Below are 16,432 nucleotides of genomic sequence, written 5' to 3'. Positions count from 1 at the left end.
GGGGCGGGCTCCGGCGGGATGGACGGGATGTCCTGTCTGCCCGATCCGGCGGCGGACCTGCTCTTTACCGGGGGGTCGGGGGCTTCGGTCCGGGGCGGTGGAAGCGCCGTGCCGGCGCCGGGGGATGCCCCCTGGAGGGCGCTCCGGGGTGCGGAAAACGGATGGCGCCAAACCGCCCATGAGACAACGCCCAGGAACACGGCGGCAAACACCGCGAAGGCGGCGTTCCGGATCATCAGGCCGCGGGAGCGGCCGGCCATTTTCCGGGGGACGAGCTGGCGGAGCGCGCGGTGAGGATCGTCCTGATGCCGGGCATCCGCGGTTTCGCGATCCAGTTTCTGAAGCGCTTTCAGGATGGAACTCAATTGGCCGTCTCCTCCCCGTCATGTCGATTTCCAGCCTCCAGGCGGGGGATGTCTGCGGGGCTCATTTCATTGTAAAGGGCGATCAGCGTGAGGGGCCCCGCGTATCCGTCCACGGGCAGGCCGTGGCGCGCCTGAACCGCCTTCACCGCATCGCGGGTCTGTGCATCGAAGTCCGGGGTCAGACGGATCTCCTCGTGGCCGATCTCCCTCAGGATCATTTTCAGCGTCATGACCGATGCATCCGATGTATTGACGGGGATGACGCCGGAAAGCCCCCGGAAATTCTTCCAGAGGATATACGCCCTCCCGGTCCAGAGCTGAGCCAGCTGATCCCAGTTCCCGGCCAGCGCTTCGCCCCCGTCCTTGAAGATCAAAATGTCGTTGCCCCGGATGTGAACCAGGGGAAGGAATGCCGGGTCGCCCTCCTCGGCGGCGCGGCATTCCAGGATGACCGGCAGATTCAGCCGGCGGATGATGCTCAGGCTGAGGTTGTGATTGACGGCGAATAGGGAATACCCTTCCCGGGCCGCCGCCAGCCGGAAAAACGTTTCCGGATCGTCGATCCTGTCGAGATCGGGGCTGGCCGCGGCGGCCTGGGGCTGCCAGAGGGCCAGGGCGGCCTCGAACGCTCTTCGGCGGGATCCGGGCCGGTCCATCGTTCCCACGGCATCCGTTATTTGCCGGTCGGGCGATGACGACCCGTCCGGCTGCGGCTCCCCGTGGGGGGGCGTTTGGAGCCCCGGATCGGGATTATCCCCCGGCGGGAGGGCGGAGGCAGTCGGGGCCTCGCCCGCCGTCGCCGACGGCGCAGTTGCGGCGAATTCGGGCGGCAGGGACGAGAGTTCCGACGGGAGGTGCGCGGGGCCAAAGCGGGTATCGACCTGTTTTGCGGCGGGCCCAGGCGTCTCCGGGACGAGGGGCTCTTCCGGATTCGGGATGGCCTCGGGCGGAGGCCCGCTCAATTGTGCGGGGCCGCCCAGGACGGTTTGACGGATACGGGCGAGGATGCCGAATTGGCGGTCGATGTAAGGGGCGGCGGCAATCAGGCCGATGCACAGGAGGGCGGTCGCGTAGAGGGGCCATCGAATCCATGCCGGTTTTGTCCGACGGCTGGATCGGCTGGAGATCTCCTGAATGGCGGCGGCGGTGACGCGGCCGGTGATTTTGTGCTGATCCAGGCCGTAGGCCGTGAGCAGGGCCCGGTCGCACACGATATTGATCAGCCGGGGAATTCCCCTCGAATACCGGAATATGGTCCGGAAGGCATCCTGGGTGAATTTGAGGCTCGGCTTGCGCGCGGCGATCTGTATGCGGTGGCGGATGTAGTCGCGGGTTTCGTTCAGGTTGAGGGGGCGCAGATGGCAGCTCAGGGTGATCCGCTGCCGCAGCTGCCGCAGTTCGTGGGAATCGAGGATGTCTCGAAGCTCAGGCTGGCCCACCAGAATGATCTGGAGGAGCTTGCTGGTGTCGGTCTCCAGGTTCGAGAGGAGCCGGAGCTGCTCCAGGACATCCTTGTTGAGATTCTGCGCCTCGTCGATCAGGAGGATGGCCTGCTTCCCCTGGCGCTTCCTTTCCATGAGAAAGAGATTCAGACTGTCGATGAGGTCTTTGGCGCTTTCCGGCGCCGCGTCGATGCCGAATTCCTGGTTGATGGTCTTCAGGAGCTGAACGGCATTGAGCATGGGGTTGAAAATGTAGGCGGCTTCGGCTTTCTCCTCCAGGTTGCTCAGAAAAACACGGCAGAGGGTGGTTTTTCCCGTCCCGACCTCGCCGGTGATCTCCACGAAGCCGTCGCCCTGGGAAACGGCGTAGGTCAGGTGGGCCAGGACGTCTTCATGGCTTTTGCTGAGAAAGAGATACGCCGGGTTGGGAACGAGCTGAAAGGGTCTTTCCGTGAATCCGAAGAATTTTTCGTACATCTATGGCCTCTGCCGTTATTGCCTTCATGTTGGGGCAACGGGCGCCCACCCGTCCGGCGCATTCAACAGGCAGGGTTCAGTGGTCCTGCTTTTTTGCCTGAGGCTGGTACGTGCAGAGGGGTTCCTCGCTCAGACAGTCGCCGGTCGCCTCGTAGGCCCTGGCCCGGCATCCGCCGCAGACCCGTTTGTACTCGCAGCACCCGCATTTCCCGGTGAGGTTGTCGTAATTTCTCAGGGAAAGAAAGGTCTCGGAGTGGTTCCAAATCTCTTTGAAGGGGGTGCGGGTCACATTGCCGCAATCCAGTTCGAGAAATCCGCAGGGCTGGACGGTGCCGGTGTGGGAGATGAAACAGAACCCCGTCCCGCCCAGACAGCCCCGCGTCACGGCATCCAGGCCGTGGGTCTGAAAGGTCACGGTTTTCCCGTCCTCCCGGGCCCGCTGCCTGAGAATACGGTAGTAATGGGGCGCGCAGGTGGCCTTCAGCTGGAGGGTGGTCTTGCCCCGCTGGTCGTAAAACCAGTTCAGCGCCGATTCATACTGGGCGGCGTCGATGGCCTGATCCGCAATATATTTCCCCCGGCCCGTCGGGACCAGCAGAAAGATATGGTGGGCCACCGCGCCCAGTTCCACGGCCAGGTCCTGAATTTTGGCCATCTCCTCCAGGTTGGCCTTGGTGATGGTGGTGTTGATCTGGAATTCGATCCCCGCCTCTTTGGCCAGGAGGATGCCGCGAAGCGCGCCGTCGAAGGCGCCCGGCACGCCCCGGAATTCGTCGTGCTTCTCCCGGTTGGCCCCGTCCAGGCTGATGCTGATGCGGCGGATGCCGGCCTCGACCATCCTGCCCGCGGCCGCCTCGGTGATCAGGGTGCCGTTGGGGGCCATGACCATGCGAAGGCCTTTGTCCGTGCCGTATCGGGCGATCTCGAAGATGTCCGGCCTCAGCAGGGGTTCGCCGCCGGTCAGGATCACGATGGGATCGCCGGCCTCCTTGATGTCGTCCAGGAGCCTGAGGCAGGCCGCCGTATCCAGTTCGCCGGTGTAAGGGCCCATGGTGGCGGCGGCCCGGCAGTGGACGCAGGAGAGGTTGCAGTTTCGGGTGACTTCCCATGCGACCAGGCGGAGTTCGCTGCCCTTTTTTTCGTCGTGGGCCTTTTTTTCGTCGTGGGAAGGATTGGCCGGGTGTGGGTGTCTATGCGCTGTCATTGATGTCCGTATCCGCGGAGGATCCTGTTGGGTCTCAGCCGTTGAGGATCTCTGCGGCCTCCATGGCGAAATAGGTCAGGATGATGTCGGCGCCGGCCCGTTTGATGCCGGTCAGGGTTTCCATCATCACGCGCTTGCCGTCGATCCAGCCCATTTTTTCCGCGGCCTTGATCATGGCGAATTCACCGCTCACGTTGTAGGCGGCGATCGGAAGATCGAACTCCTCCCGGACGCGGCAGATAATGTCGAGGTAGGGCAGGGCCGGCTTGACCATGAGGATGTCGGCCCCTTCCTCCACATCCATGGCCGCTTCCCGGATGGCCTCCAGGGCATTGGCCGGGTCCATCTGGTAGGTCCTTCGGTCTCCGAACTTCGGGGCGGAGTCGGCGGCCTCCCGGAAGGGCCCGTAGTAGGCGGAGCAATACTTTACGGCATAGGACATGATCGGGACGTGGCTCAGATTGTTTTCATCCAGCAGGTTCCGGATTTCCGTTACGCGGCCGTCCATCATGTCCGACGGGGCGACCATGTCCGCCCCCGCCTGGGCGTGGGAGAGGGCGGTCCGGGCAAGAAGGTCCAGCGTGGCGTCGTTGTCGACGGTGTTCCCCTCGACGATGCCGCAATGGCCGTGGTCGGTATACTCGCACAGGCAGACATCGGTGATGACCATCAGGTCCGGCAGCTTGTCCTTGATCTCGCGGACGGCCTTCTGGATGATGCCGTTCTTGGCGTAGGCCTGCGTGCCGAGTGGATCTTTCTTCTCCGGCAGGCCGAAGAGGATGATCGCCGGTAGCCCCAGCCGGTAAGCCTCCTGGGCGGTTTTGACGAGGTTGTCCGTGGAAAGCTGGTAATGTCCGGGCATGGACGGGATGGGGTTTTTCACGCCTTTTCCGCCAATGACGAACAGCGGCAGGATCATGTCATCCACCGTCAGTCTGGTCTCCCGGATCATGCGGCGAAAGGCTTCGTTCTGGCGGAGCCGCCTCGGGCGGTAATCGGGAAACAGCATCAGTTTGACTCCTTTGCGATCTCTTCGTCGGTCAGGTAGCAAGCCGGGTCGGGCGCCCACACGTCATCGTAGACGGCTTCGGCACGGACCCTGAAATTCCCCGCGCAGATATTGAGCCAGTTGCATTCGGCGCACCGGCCCTTCACGTGCTGTTTTTTGTCTTTGAGCTTTTTCATCAGGGGTTCGGACACATCGGTCCAGATTTCGGAAAACGGCCGGGTCCGGACGTTGCCGAAGCTGTGATGGCGCCAGAACTGGTCCGCATGGACCTCGCCGTCCCAACTGATGCAGCCGAAGCCCCGTCCGGAGTTGTTGCCCTCGTTCATCCTGAGAAGTTCGAGCACCTCGCCTGCCCGCTCGGGCTGGTCTTTCTGCATTTTCAGGTAGAGATAGGGTCCATCGGCGTGGTTGTCGACGGTCAGCACCTCTTTTTCGATGCCCCGGTCGTGGAGGTCCTTGGTCCGTTCGATGATGACGTCCACGGCCCGGCGGGTTTCTTCGTGGGTCAGGTCGTCCTTGACCAGCTCCGAGCCGCGGCCGGCATAAACCAGGTGGTAAAAGCAGATTCTGGGGATGCGGGTTTCTTCCAGAAGGTCGAAGATGGCCGGGATCTCGGCCACGTTGAACTTGTTGATCGTAAAGCGGAGCCCGACCTTGATGCCCGCATCCTGGCAGTTCCGGATGCCTCCCATGGCCTGACGGAAAGCGCCCTTCACGCCCCGGAACCGGTCGTGAATCTCCTCCATGCCGTCGAGGCTGACACCCACGTAGGACAGCCCGATATCCTTCAAAATTTTCGCTTTTTCAGCGGTGATGAGGGTGCCGTTGGTGGAGATCACCGCACGGATCCCCTTGTTGACGGCATACCCCGCCAATTCCGGAAGATCCTTCCGAACCATGGGCTCGCCGCCGGAAAAGAGGATGACGGGGACGCCAAATCCTGCCAGATCATCGATGAGCCGCTTGCCCTCTTCTGTGGTGAGTTCGTTGTCGTAGGGGATGTCCTTGGCGTGGGCGTAGCAGTGGATGCATTTCAGGTTGCAGCGCCTCGTGGTATTCCACACCACCACCGGCTTCTTGTCGATGGAGAACTGGAGCAGGTGGGAGGGGAGTTTTCCGGAATGGCGTCCGTAGCGGATGGCATCCGAGGGCTCGACCGTTCCGCAGTAAAGCTTGGAGATTCCAATCATCTGTTCTTGCCTTTATCTGTTGTTCTGTCTTATGGCGGTTTGGCGGAAAAACCTTTCAGTTCATCGACGGTTTCTGCTTCAGGAGGCCGGCGATGCAAGCTTCGGGAAATTTTAGCGCATCCCGGTTGATAAAGAAACGATTTTTTCCGGTCTTTTCCCGGACGAGCTTCAGGCCCAGCTCGAAGTCCTGATTGAGCCGTCCGTTCAGGTTTTCGATGCGCATCTCCCTGCGGATCAGCTTTTCCAGAAGGTGGTCGATGGCGTCCTCCTCCAGGACGATGTTGATGTCGTGCGCCTTGTAGAAGGAGAGCTCCGTGTTCTTGATCTCATCCGAGTAGAGCTTCAATTTTTTGAACAAATTTTCAATATCCAGCGTATTCCTGGCATAGAAATCGGCGACGATGGCCGTTCTTGAAGAGGTCAGGGTGAGATTGTATTTCTGGCTCAGGTACTTCTGGTTTTTTTCGAGATAATCGCGGATAAAATCCTTTTCTTCTTCAACCAGGCTTTCAAATCCGGCCTTGAGGGCGTCTGCGGCCGATGGATCATGCGCGGCGCGGGTGATCTCCGCCAATGCGTGATCCGGCGATTGGATCAATGCTTCGGTCACGGAAAGGAAGGTTGCGTTCGAGGAAGGCAGGGCCTTCTCGAAGGGAAGGATGGCTGTTTCGATGGCGCTCACCAGCCCCCGGGCGCCGGTCTTTTCCCCGTGGGCCCGCTTTGCCAGCAGGGAGAGGGCGCCATTGGAAAACTTGGCCTGGATGCCGTAGGCAGCAAAATCGAGCTTCTTGCCGAGAATGACGGGGTTGTTGGGGCTTCGCAGAATCTCGAAAAGATCCGCCTCGCTCAGCTGCTCCAAAACGGCATGCACCGGCAGCCGCCCCACGAACTCCGACTCGAAGCCGTACTGGATGAGATCTTCGGACTTGACCTGCCGAAGCAGTGCATCCGGGGATTCGGCCCCCTTAATCCGGGAGCCGAATCCGATCTCCTGGCGCGTCAGCCGCCGGTTGATGATTTCAGTGAGATCGCCGAATGCGCCGCTCATGATGAAGAGGATGTTCCTGGTGTTGACGGACTGCTTGTCCCGTTTCCCGGTTTTCCGGAACCGTTCGAGTTCCTGGAACATGGAGATGGGGTCGTGGGGGACCTTGATATCGACATCCGTCTCCTCCATGGGTTTGAGCAGCGCCCGTTGAACCCCGGTCCTCGAGACATCGGCGCCGATGATGTTGCGGCTGGAGGCGATCTTGTCGATCTCGTCGATATAGATGATGCCGCACTGGGCAAGCTCGATATCATCATCGGCTTCCCGGACGAGATCCCGGACGAGATCCTCCACGTCGCCGCCGACATAGCCGGTTTCGCTGAACTTGGTGGCATCGCCCTTGACGAAGGGCACGCCCAGTTTCCTTGCGATCAGCTTGATCATGTATGTCTTGCCGACACCCGTCGGGCCAAGCATCAGCACGTTGTTTTTGATCCGGCCCACGAGCTGTTCCGTGTCATCGGCATGGCGCTGGGCATGCTTGATGCGGTTGAAATGGGTGCAGATCTTCGTGGCGAGGATGGCCTTGGCCCGGTCCTGCCTGACGATAAACTGGTCCAGATAAGCGATCAGCTCTTCAGGCTTAAGATCAAACTGGATCTGCTTGGGCTTTTTCGGGGAATGCCTTTCCGCCGGGCTTTCCTGCGCCAGGCTCGCGGGAGAGATGATCTTGACCTCTCCGCCGAATTTTTTGGATAAAAACTCCCCGATCTCCTTTTCGATCTCTTTGGGGTCAGGTATTTTGACGCTGTATTCTTTGGTTGTTTTCATAGTTTCTGTATAGTAATCATATCTGACAGACGATGCAAGATCACCGGCGGGCGGCCTTTCCGCGGCGGATGGCTGCGCGGCCGGGAAAAGACGGGATCCCGCGCGGCATTTCCTGTCCGTCTCTCATCAAACCCCGGCCATCGGACATCGGGATTTCGGCCGGGGCGACCTGTATGGGGGGTGCGGAGCGGCCGGCGGCCATGGAAGGGGCGCATGAATCTCTGGAGCGGGGTGGTACGCCCGGCTGGGATCGAACCAGCGGCTTTCAGCTCCGGAGGCTGACGCTCTATCCACTGAGCTACGGGCGCGTATGGGGTCTTATAGACAAACAGGGTCGGTTAGTCAAGCTCGAAAACGATTCAAGTCCCCGCTTTCCGCTGGAAAGAGGGAAACCCCTGCGTTTCAAGATGAGCCTTGGCTTCGCCCACCACATATAGGGAGCCGGCGATGCAGATGGCTTCATTGGCCGCGGCATGTTCCATGGCATGCCGGACGGCCTCGGAGACATCGGGAATCACCGCAATGTCTGTGGCCAAGTCCCGGGCGCATTCATAGAGGGTTTCCGCGGGGAGTGCCCGGTGGATTTTAGGCGATGTCAAGATGACCTTCCGACAGACGGGCAGCAGGATCTCGAGGATCTCGCGATAGGGTTTGTCGGCGAGGATCCCGATGATCAGGGTCAGGTCTCTGGTGCCGAGCTCTTCCCGGAGATAGGCGGCCAGGTTTCTGGCGGCAGCCAGGTTGTGGGCGCCGTCGATGATGACAAAAGGCGATGTCGACACAATTTCCAGCCGCCCCGGCCACCGGTTCCCGGAAAGCCCCGCGCGGATGGCATTTATCGGGATCCGGGCGCCGTTCCGGTTGAGGAGTTCGCAACCGGCGACCACCATGGCGGCGTTGTCAATCTGGTATTTTCCCGCAAGACCGGTCCGCATGTCATGCCACGTGTTGTCGATGCCGACGTATGTAAAGCCGCCGCCACCGGTCGGCTCCGCATGGAAATCCGAATTCAGCCGGTAGATCGGCGCGTTCTTTGCGGCGGCCGTCTGCTTTATGGCGGACCAGGCATCCTCCTGGCCGACGCCGGTCACCACGGGGACCCCGGGTTTGATGATGCCCGCTTTCTCCGAGGCGATCTGCGGGAGGGTGTCTCCCAGGTATTCCTGATGCTCAAGGGAGATATTGGTGATGAACGTCAGCTCCGGATGGACCACGTTGGTGGCGTCCAGGCGTCCGCCCATTCCGGTCTCGATGACGGCCCAGTCGACATTGCGCCGCCCGAACTCATACAGGGCCATGGTTGTGGCGAATTCGAAAAAGGTCGTTTCACGATCGCCCTTGGGAACCTGTTGAACCTGCTCATAGGCCCGCACGACATCGGCGTCCGGGATCGGCTCATTGTTGATGCAGATTCTCTCGTTGAACCGGACAAGGTGGGGAGAGGTATAGAGTCCCACCGTGCATCCCGAAGCGTGCAGAATGGCGGACATCGCGGAGGCGACGGATCCTTTGCCGTTGGTGCCCGCAACATGGACCACCTTGCAGCGATCCTGGGGGTTTCCCAGAGACTGGAGAATGCCCTGAATCGTTTCGAGCCCCAGTTTAATCCCGAATCTTCTGAGGCTGAACATGGCTTCGAGGCACGATGCGTATGAATTTGTCCTGGTCATCTTTACCTGAGTGCCTGCCGGAAGCGAAAACCCGGAGGACCCCTATGGGGTCCTCCGGGCATGCGTCACTGTTCGGTTATCTGCTGAAGCGTTTCTTGGATGCGGCGATTCGCTGCCGCCTCAGGGCCTCGCGCTGCTTGCGCCGCCTGTGTTCGCTCGGTTTCTCATAGCTTTTTTTCAGCTTGAGTCGCTTGAAAAGACCGTCATTCTGAATCTTTTTCTTCAAAATGCGCATGGCTTTTTCAAGGTCGTTGTCATAAACTTTCACTTCGATAGCCTTCAAATATACTCGCCCCCTTTTTGCCATCGGACCGTGATATTATCGGATATATAACAAAAGACCGATGTTGATGATAAACCATAGAATAATATCTTGAAAAGTGGATGTTGGCAAGAAAAAAAGGATGCTTCTGTGGAATCCCATGAAAAACTGGTGTGCGGAGCGCGTAAATAGACATTATATCTTGACACATTACCTGCTTTCGGTCATATTCAGCGGCGCTATAGACCTCCAGATAATGATTTTGGAATAGCCTCTCGCGTGCCTACGGGTTCGGGATCTGCCGTCGCCCCCCGATTTATCGAAATCGCTATCTGAAAGTCTATTGAAGCGCACCATCTCATGTCCATCCGGAAGCGGTATCCGCTATTTCGTTTGGGTGGCCCATGGATCAGGAGGCACCAGCCTTACGGCGCCTCGTGATGCCGGGCGGATAGGGCGTCTTCCCCGGATTCGGATGGACCGGCGCGGGTGGATCCCCGTTTCCGGACGGACACGGCGCAAGCATTGATGACCGGCAAACAAAAACCGAAGGAATGGCAACAACAAAGGAGGGTAATCTTATGCGGCTGATTCTGTTGGGAGGCCCGGGTGCGGGCAAAGGGACACAGGCGAATTATATCAAGGAAAAATACCAGATCCCCCAGATTTCCACCGGCGACATGCTTCGCGCCGCCGTGAAAGCCGGTACCGAATTGGGCAAGAAAGCCAAGGGGTTCATGGATTCCGGCGGGCTGGTCCCCGACGATGTGATCATCGGTCTCGTCAAGGAGCGCATCAAAGAGCCCGACTGCCAGAAAGGATTCCTTTTTGACGGATTCCCCCGAACCATTCCTCAGGCCGATGCCATGAAGGCCGCGGGTGTTCCCATTGACGCGGTGGTTGAGATTGATGTGCCGGACGAGGAGATCATCAAGAGAATGAGCGGCCGCCGCGCCCATCTGGCCAGCGGGCGGACATACCACGTCATCTTCAACCCGCCGAAGGTCGAAGGGAAAGACGACGTCACCGGTGAGCCGCTGGTTCAGCGGGACGACGACAAGGAAGAGACCGTTCGCAAACGCCTTGAGGTCTACCATCAGCAGACCGAGCCGCTTGTGGCCTACTACAAGGAATGGGGCAGCTCCGGGGAAGCAGGAGCGCCGAAACATGTGCGCATTGTGGGCGTCGGCAAGGTGGACGGCATTCGGGACGCCGTCTTCACGGCGCTTGACGCCATGAAATAGATTCTTCGACGACCGGCGCGATCCGGCGCCGCTTCGCGACCCAGTGACCAAGGGTCGATGAGGGGCTCCGGATTGCCGCCGTGAGCGCATCGGGCGGACGCTTGAATCCGGAAGGAAATATAATGGAAGGCGGACGCCCTTTTTTTATGCGCCGCTTCCCCCTGGCGAGGGCGTATCCGCCGCCCGGTCAGTCGCCGTGTGCGGTCCCAAGGCCATGTGCCGCCAAAAACGCCGCCACAATATCGAGGCCGTCGCCTCGGCTCGAAGCCTCCCCCGAAAGCCTTGCCTCTTCGACGCGGGTCAGGATCGATTTGAATTCCGGCCCGGGCCTGAGGCCGAATTCCGAAATCAGATCGTGGCCGGTGATCAGGGGCGGGCGGGCAATATTCCGCTGGAAATCCGTAAAATATGCCGTGAGCAATTTCTGGATGAATCGGGTATGGTCGTCTTCGTCCAGGACAGGCCGCAGGGTTTTGCCGCGGTGATCCGCCATAGCGTGGAGCAGGATCAGCGGGCAGAGCGGGCCGCATTTCATAAAGAATCGGGTGGCGGCTTTCTCGGGCGTCATGCTTTTCTCGTGATGAATGAAAAGCCAGAGCGGTGTGAGGTGGTGGCGGATGACGCCGGTGACGACCTGCCGCTCTCTCGTTGAAAATTTAAGGCGCAAAGCGATATTTTCCGCCATTTCCGCCCCTTTTCGGTGGTGGCCATGAAAAACGGCCTCGCCCGGCCGCGTTTCCCTCCGGGTCGGGGGCTTGCCGATATCATGGAGGAGAGCGGCCATTTTGAGCAGCGCCGGGGTGCCGTTTCCCAGAAAGGCCGGGGGTTCGGGCAATCCTGCGGGGAGAAGTTCCTCGCGGTGGATGAGGATCCTTTCCAGGTGCTCGAGTACCCTCAGGGTGTGTTCCCAGACATCGAAGTCGTGATGCCCGGTCTGAGGGCAATCCTTCAGGGCTTCGAGTTCCGGAATGATGCTGAAGAGCAGCCTGTTCCGGGCCATCTGCACGATCCACGGGAAGGCGCTTTCCCCAGCGAGGATTTTGAGAAGTTCAACGCGAATCCGTTCTCCTGCGGAGGTGCGGATCCGCGCGGCGTGGGTTTTGATGGCGGCGGATGTTGCGGGGTCAATCTCGAAGCCAAGGCCTGCCGCCAGTCGGTAAGCCCGGATCAGTCGGACGGGGTCATCCACGAAGGCCCCGGCCGACACCATTCGGATCTTTTTTTTCTGAAGATCTTCGCGTCCGCCGGTGCAGTCGATGGTTTCCATGGAGGAGAGGCGGCGCGCCAGCGCGTTGATGGTGAAATCCCGATGAAGGAGATCCGCCTGGATGGTGGGGCCGTTGATCGGCGACACATCCACGAGGATCCCGCGTGCTGCGACCCGGATGATCTGACGGCCCGGCTTGCCCAGGTCGACGCAATGGCCGCCGATTTTTCGGGCGATCTCCTCGGCGAAGGGCCGGACGGGGGGGAATACCGCGACGTCATAGTCCTGGGGCCGGCGTCCGAGCAGGGTATCCCGCACCGACCCGCCGACCAGAAAGGCGTTCTCCGCCCCGGGGATGTTTCGCAGCCTGTCCAATGGAATCATGTTTGCCGGTTCTCGTGAGCGGTTAAGGTTTCTGTCAAGATTCGGGGAATGATTGGATGACTGTCCTGCGGCCCTTCCTGCATGGGCTTATCGATCCCGTTCGGGTCATCGGTTGCGCCAGGCGGCAAAAAAGTCCCTTGGCCCATACCGAAATCCCTTGACAGGATAGGAGACATTGTATAGTCAATTGAAAAATTATGGCTCACCCGCCCATTGGAGAAAATACCTAAAATCTTCAACCACAGACCCAAACAAATAAAGCCCATATTTCTCCTTTACACCGTGGAATCAATCTGAAAATTTCTGCGTGTACCATGCCTCAGCCGGGCGTGATCTGTCTCCCAAGTGCGCCTAATCTTTACGCAGTTTTTTTGTCCAAGTACATCAAAAAAGAAATTTTGGATTTTGATTTCCAGCATCGGAAATCAGCCGAAACATATGCATGTCTAATCATCTACTGTGGGGTATGTCTGATGAATATCACTGAACTGAAAGAAAAAAAAATTAGCGAGCTGACCCAGCTGGCAAGAGACTTCAAGATCGAAGGGGCCGCCGGGATGCGCAAACAGGAGCTGATTTTCGCGCTGCTTCAGGCGCAGATTGAAAAAAACGGCCTGATTTACGGCGAGGGCACCCTGGAGATCCTGCCGGACGGCTTCGGCTTCCTGAGGGCACCCAATTACAACTACCTGCCGGGGCCCGACGATATCTACGTCTCCCCGTCCCAGATCCGCCGGTTCAACCTGCGGACGGGGGATACCGTATCAGGCCAGATCCGCCAGCCCAAGGAGTCGGAGCGCTATTTCGCGCTCCTGAAGGTCGAGGCGATCAATTACGAGGATCCCGAGGTCGCCCGGGAAAAGATCCTTTTCGACAACCTCACCCCCCTCTACCCCAACCGAAAAATCAGTCTCGAACATGACTCGGAAAACTACTCCACCCGCATCATGGATCTGATGACGCCGATCGGATTCGGCCAGCGCGGGCTCATCGTCTCTCCGCCGAGATCCGGCAAGACCATGCTGCTTCAGTTCATCGCCAACAGCATCACCGCCAACCACAAGGAGATCGACCTGTTCGTGCTGCTGATCGATGAGCGGCCCGAGGAGGTGACCGACATGCAGCGTTCGGTCAAGGGGGAGGTGATCAGCTCGACCTTCGATGAGCCGGCGGAAAGGCACGTCCAGGTGGCCGAGATGGTCATCGACAAGGCCAAGCGTCTCGTGGAGCACAAAAAGAACGTGGTCATCCTGCTGGACAGCATTACAAGACTGGCAAGGGCCTACAACTCCGTCGTCCCGCCGAGCGGCAAGATCCTATCCGGCGGTGTGGACTCAAACGCCCTGCAGCGGCCCAAGCGGTTTTTCGGGGCCGCCCGCAACATCGAGGAGGGGGGGAGCTTGACAATCATCGCCACGGCGCTTATTGATACGGGCAGCCGGATGGACGAGGTCATTTTTGAAGAGTTCAAGGGAACCGGCAACATGGAGCTTCAACTGGATCGGCGCTTGGCGGACAAACGGATTTTCCCGGCCATCGACATCAAGAAATCGGGAACCCGAAAGGAAGAACTCCTCATGGACAAGGATACCCTGAACCGGGTCTGGATCCTGAGGAAACTGCTCTCATCCCTGAATCCTGTGGACAGCCTGGAATTTTTGCTTGAAAAAATGCATGGAACAGGTAATAATAAAGAGTTTCTCGATGCAATGAATACCTGATGACGATATAGGAGCTTGTAATCCCAATGAAAAAAGAAATCCATCCACAATACAAAGAGACGGAAATCAAGTGTGCATGCGGATATGTCATGTCGGTGGGTTCGACCAAGTCGGACATCACCGTTGAAATCTGCTCCCAGTGCCACCCCTTCTTTACGGGGAAGCAGAAGCTGGTGGATACGGCCGGCCGTATTGAGCGTTTCCGAAGAAAATACGAAAAATTCAATCAGGGTCAGGACGGAAAATAGAAGGGGGGCCCGGTCCGGTCGGGCGGTGAAGGACCGGTGATCCGGGTGCATTATGTTTGACAAACTGGAAGGGATAGAGGAGCGTTTTCTGGAGGTTGAGGCCTTCCTGAGCGACCCGAAGGTGGTTCAGGATCGGGAGGCCTACCAGAAATACATGCGCGAGCATGCCGATATCGGCAAGGTCGTGACGGTTTTCAGGGAGTACAAGAAAACCGTGGACGACCTGAACGGCAGCCTGGAGCTGCTGAGAGACGGCGATCCGGAGATCAAGGAGCTGGCCCGGGATGAAATCCAGTTGCTCAACCAGGAAAAAGAGCGTATCGAAGCGGAGCTCAAAAAGCTCCTGATCCCCAGGGACCCCAGCGACGACAAGAACGTGATCATCGAGATCCGTGCCGGTACGGGCGGGGAAGAGGCCGGTCTTTTTGCCGCCGATCTTTTCCGCATGTACAGCCGCTACGCCGAAATCAGGCGCTGGCAGATCGAGATCATGAGCCATCATGCCACGGGGGTGGGGGGGCTCAAGGAGATCATCGCCCTCATCAAGGGAAAGGGGGCCTACAGCCGCCTGAAATATGAGAGCGGCACCCATCGGGTCCAGCGGGTTCCGGAGACGGAAACCCAGGGGCGTATCCACACATCGGCGGTCACCGTGGCGGTGCTTCCCGAGGCCGAGGAGGTGGACCTTCAAATCGAAGCGAACGAAGTCAAGGTGGATGTCTATCGCTCGACCGGGCCCGGAGGCCAGTCCGTGAACACCACCGACTCCGCCGTAAGGCTCACCCATCTGCCCACGGGGCTGGTCGTCACCTGCCAGGACGAGAAGTCCCAGCTCAAAAACAAGAACAAGGCGATGAAGGTCTTGCGGGCGAGGCTTCTGGACCGCATGATCCAGGAGCAGCACGAAAAACGTTCCGAAGAACGAAAGAGTCAGATCGGCAGCGGGGACCGGAGCGAACGCATCCGGACGTACAACTTTCCACAGAGCCGCGTCACGGACCACCGCATCGGGCTCACCCTGTACAAGCTGGAGATGATCCTCCAGGGTGATCTGGACATGGTGGTTGAAGAATTGATAACCTATTACCAGGCCCATGCATTGAAGCATGCAGAACCCAGCGCAGACCGAAGACCCGCCATGGACCATTCTTAGCATCCTCAAGTGGACGACGTCTTATCTCAACTCCCATGATATCGAAAGCCCCAGAGCTTCTGCGGAGATTCTCCTCGCGCATGTCCTGGGGCTCAAGCGGATAGACCTTTACATCCGCTACGACCAGCCCCTGATCCAGGACGAGCTGTCAAGGCTCAAAACCGCCATCCGGAGGCGGATGCGTCGGGAGCCGGTCGCCTATATTGTGGGGGAGAGGGAGTTCTGGTCCCTGTCCATGATCGTCACGCCGGACGTCCTTATTCCCCGCCCCGAAACCGAGTGCCTCGTGGAGGCGGCCCTAAAGCTGCTGGCCCCGCCTAAGAGCGCGGATGCGGGAGCGGGGCCGCCGCTGAGGGTCTTGGAGCTGGGCACGGGGTCCGGGGCCGTGGCCCTGGCGCTGGCCGCTGAACTGAGAACGGGGCTCATCGCGGCGTCCGACCGTTCGGAAAAGGCCCTTGGCGTCGCTGTGCAGAACGCCAGGCGCCATGGGCTGGACAGGAATCTTCTCTTCTTTTCCGGGGACTGGTTTTCCTGCCTGCGGCCCGGGATGACGCCGTTTCATATGATTCTGTCCAATCCGCCCTACATTCCATCGGCTGAAATCGATCGACTCCAGGCCGAGGTGTCCCGATACGAGCCCCGGGGCGCCCTGGACGGCGGCGCCGACGGGCTGGGGCCGATCCGCACCATCATCGGGCAGGCCCCCGATTACCTGCGGCCCGGCGGGCATCTCCTGCTTGAAATCGGCCACGACCAGAGCGCGGATATCGAGAGAATTGTCGAGTTGTCCGGGGCATATGCCGAATGCGCCTTCATCCGGGATTACGGCGGCCACCTTCGCGTGGCGAGCATCCGGAGGAAATGAGGGTCGGCCTCCCGCATGGGAATGTCGGCTGCGTGAGAATCCCCGGGTGACATGCGCGGGCGGCGCCCGGGGTGGAGCTGAGCCGTCATCTTGAGGGTCACGATAAAAAGAAGTTGCGAATTGGAATTGAGTCTGGTACATTTTTCCGATTTGAAATCGCACGCCTTTGGAC

15 protein-coding genes and 1 tRNA gene are annotated in these 16,432 nt (G+C 59.5%); 5 read left to right on the top strand and 11 right to left on the bottom strand.

Going from position 1 to position 16,432, the window contains the following annotated elements; translation table 11 throughout:
* From ACEW8N_RS12465 to rpsU, 9 genes are all read right to left on the bottom strand, one after another.
* Nucleotides 1–365 (bottom strand): hypothetical protein (locus ACEW8N_RS12465; protein WP_373500154.1); only part of this gene is annotated, 365 nt, incomplete at its 3' end.
* Nucleotides 362–2,284: an AAA family ATPase gene (locus ACEW8N_RS12460; protein ID WP_373500153.1), complete on the bottom strand. Its 1,923-nt coding sequence runs from the start codon at nt 2,282–2,284 to the stop codon at nt 362–364. The genes ACEW8N_RS12460 and ACEW8N_RS12465, both read right to left, overlap by 4 nt.
* Before the next feature lie 76 nt (nt 2,285–2,360).
* Entirely contained in the window at nt 2,361–3,488 is a 1,128-nt protein-coding gene (gene ahbD / locus ACEW8N_RS12455; RefSeq protein WP_373500152.1) for a heme b synthase, read from the bottom strand.
* 34 nt (nt 3,489–3,522) lie between these two features.
* Entirely contained in the window at nt 3,523–4,497 is a 975-nt protein-coding gene (hemB, locus tag ACEW8N_RS12450; protein ID WP_373500151.1) for a porphobilinogen synthase, read from the bottom strand.
* Entirely contained in the window at nt 4,497–5,687 is a 1,191-nt protein-coding gene (ahbC, locus tag ACEW8N_RS12445) for a 12,18-didecarboxysiroheme deacetylase (RefSeq protein WP_373500150.1), read from the bottom strand. The genes hemB and ahbC overlap by 1 nt, the downstream gene beginning before the upstream one ends.
* 55 nt (nt 5,688–5,742) lie before the next feature.
* A complete protein-coding gene (locus ACEW8N_RS12440; protein WP_373500149.1) occupies nt 5,743–7,506 on the bottom strand; it encodes an AAA family ATPase in 1,764 nt (587 codons plus the stop codon).
* A gap of 232 nt (nt 7,507–7,738) precedes the next feature.
* Nucleotides 7,739–7,814, bottom strand: a tRNA-Arg gene (locus ACEW8N_RS12435).
* Nucleotides 7,815–7,865: 51 nt separating this feature from the next.
* Complete coding sequence (locus tag ACEW8N_RS12430; RefSeq protein ID WP_373500148.1) at nt 7,866–9,176, bottom strand: folylpolyglutamate synthase/dihydrofolate synthase family protein; 1,311 nt, start codon at nt 9,174–9,176, stop codon at nt 7,866–7,868.
* A 76-nt stretch (nt 9,177–9,252) separates the two neighbouring features.
* Complete coding sequence (rpsU, locus tag ACEW8N_RS12425; RefSeq protein WP_373500147.1) at nt 9,253–9,444, bottom strand: 30S ribosomal protein S21; 192 nt, start codon at nt 9,442–9,444, stop codon at nt 9,253–9,255.
* A 575-nt stretch (nt 9,445–10,019) separates the two neighbouring features.
* On the opposite strand from rpsU, the gene adk reads away from it, so the two are divergent.
* Nucleotides 10,020–10,682 (top strand): adenylate kinase, encoded by a 663-nt coding sequence (gene adk, locus ACEW8N_RS12420; RefSeq protein ID WP_373500146.1) that lies wholly within the window; start codon nt 10,020–10,022, stop codon nt 10,680–10,682.
* A 187-nt stretch (nt 10,683–10,869) separates the two neighbouring features.
* Here the strand turns inward: adk and ACEW8N_RS12415 are convergent, their stop codons facing one another.
* Both ACEW8N_RS12415 and ACEW8N_RS12410 read right to left on the bottom strand, forming a co-directional pair.
* Entirely contained in the window at nt 10,870–12,273 is a 1,404-nt protein-coding gene (locus tag ACEW8N_RS12415) for a CCA tRNA nucleotidyltransferase (RefSeq protein ID WP_373500145.1), read from the bottom strand.
* Nucleotides 12,270–12,539: a hypothetical protein gene (locus ACEW8N_RS12410; protein ID WP_373500144.1), complete on the bottom strand. Its 270-nt coding sequence runs from the start codon at nt 12,537–12,539 to the stop codon at nt 12,270–12,272. The genes ACEW8N_RS12415 and ACEW8N_RS12410 overlap by 4 nt, the downstream gene beginning before the upstream one ends.
* A 207-nt stretch (nt 12,540–12,746) precedes the next feature.
* On the opposite strand from ACEW8N_RS12410, the gene rho reads away from it, so the two are divergent.
* From rho to prmC, 4 genes are read left to right on the top strand one after another with little or no spacing between them, the layout of a single operon-like run.
* Nucleotides 12,747–13,994 carry a transcription termination factor Rho gene (gene rho / locus ACEW8N_RS12405; RefSeq protein ID WP_373500143.1) on the top strand — a complete coding sequence of 416 codons (1,248 nt, stop codon included), beginning with the start codon at nt 12,747–12,749 and terminating at the stop codon, nt 13,992–13,994.
* 26 nt (nt 13,995–14,020) lie between these two features.
* A complete protein-coding gene (gene rpmE, locus ACEW8N_RS12400) occupies nt 14,021–14,242 on the top strand; it encodes a 50S ribosomal protein L31 (RefSeq protein WP_373500142.1) in 222 nt (73 codons plus the stop codon).
* A gap of 52 nt (nt 14,243–14,294) precedes the next feature.
* The gene (prfA, locus tag ACEW8N_RS12395; protein ID WP_373500141.1) at nt 14,295–15,395 is read left to right on the top strand and encodes a peptide chain release factor 1; all 1,101 of its coding nucleotides are present in this window, start codon (nt 14,295–14,297) and stop codon (nt 15,393–15,395) included.
* A complete protein-coding gene (gene prmC / locus ACEW8N_RS12390) occupies nt 15,349–16,260 on the top strand; it encodes a peptide chain release factor N(5)-glutamine methyltransferase (RefSeq protein ID WP_373500140.1) in 912 nt (303 codons plus the stop codon). The genes prfA and prmC overlap by 47 nt, the downstream gene beginning before the upstream one ends.
* The last annotated feature ends 172 nt before the right edge of the window (nt 16,261–16,432 follow it).

The organism is Desulfococcus sp. (assembly GCF_041737845.1).
In the GTDB taxonomy this organism is placed as follows: domain Bacteria; phylum Desulfobacterota; class Desulfobacteria; order Desulfobacterales; family Desulfococcaceae; genus Desulfococcus.
The sequence above is the reverse complement of the archived record's forward strand: the minus strand, read 5'-3'. Positions and strand labels throughout refer to the sequence as shown.

What these genes read in the sequence shown, in the direction of transcription:
- ACEW8N_RS12460 (WP_373500153.1), bottom strand. Translation starts at nt 2,284, where the DNA reads ATGTACGAAAAATTCTTCGGATTCACGGAAAGACCCTTTCAGCTCGTT.
- ahbD (WP_373500152.1), bottom strand. Translation starts at nt 3,488, where the DNA reads ATGACAGCGCATAGACACCCACACCCGGCCAATCCTTCCCACGACGAA.
- hemB (WP_373500151.1), bottom strand. Translation starts at nt 4,497, where the DNA reads ATGCTGTTTCCCGATTACCGCCCGAGGCGGCTCCGCCAGAACGAAGCC.
- ahbC (WP_373500150.1), bottom strand. Translation starts at nt 5,687, where the DNA reads ATGATTGGAATCTCCAAGCTTTACTGCGGAACGGTCGAGCCCTCGGAT.
- ACEW8N_RS12440 (WP_373500149.1), bottom strand. Translation starts at nt 7,506, where the DNA reads ATGAAAACAACCAAAGAATACAGCGTCAAAATACCTGACCCCAAAGAG.
- ACEW8N_RS12430 (WP_373500148.1), bottom strand. Translation starts at nt 9,176, where the DNA reads ATGACCAGGACAAATTCATACGCATCGTGCCTCGAAGCCATGTTCAGC.
- adk (WP_373500146.1), top strand. Translation starts at nt 10,020, where the DNA reads ATGCGGCTGATTCTGTTGGGAGGCCCGGGTGCGGGCAAAGGGACACAG.
- ACEW8N_RS12415 (WP_373500145.1), bottom strand. Translation starts at nt 12,273, where the DNA reads ATGATTCCATTGGACAGGCTGCGAAACATCCCCGGGGCGGAGAACGCC.
- ACEW8N_RS12410 (WP_373500144.1), bottom strand. Translation starts at nt 12,539, where the DNA reads ATGGGCTTTATTTGTTTGGGTCTGTGGTTGAAGATTTTAGGTATTTTC.
- rho (WP_373500143.1), top strand. Translation starts at nt 12,747, where the DNA reads ATGAATATCACTGAACTGAAAGAAAAAAAAATTAGCGAGCTGACCCAG.
- rpmE (WP_373500142.1), top strand. Translation starts at nt 14,021, where the DNA reads ATGAAAAAAGAAATCCATCCACAATACAAAGAGACGGAAATCAAGTGT.
- prfA (WP_373500141.1), top strand. Translation starts at nt 14,295, where the DNA reads ATGTTTGACAAACTGGAAGGGATAGAGGAGCGTTTTCTGGAGGTTGAG.
- prmC (WP_373500140.1), top strand. Translation starts at nt 15,349, where the DNA reads ATGCAGAACCCAGCGCAGACCGAAGACCCGCCATGGACCATTCTTAGC.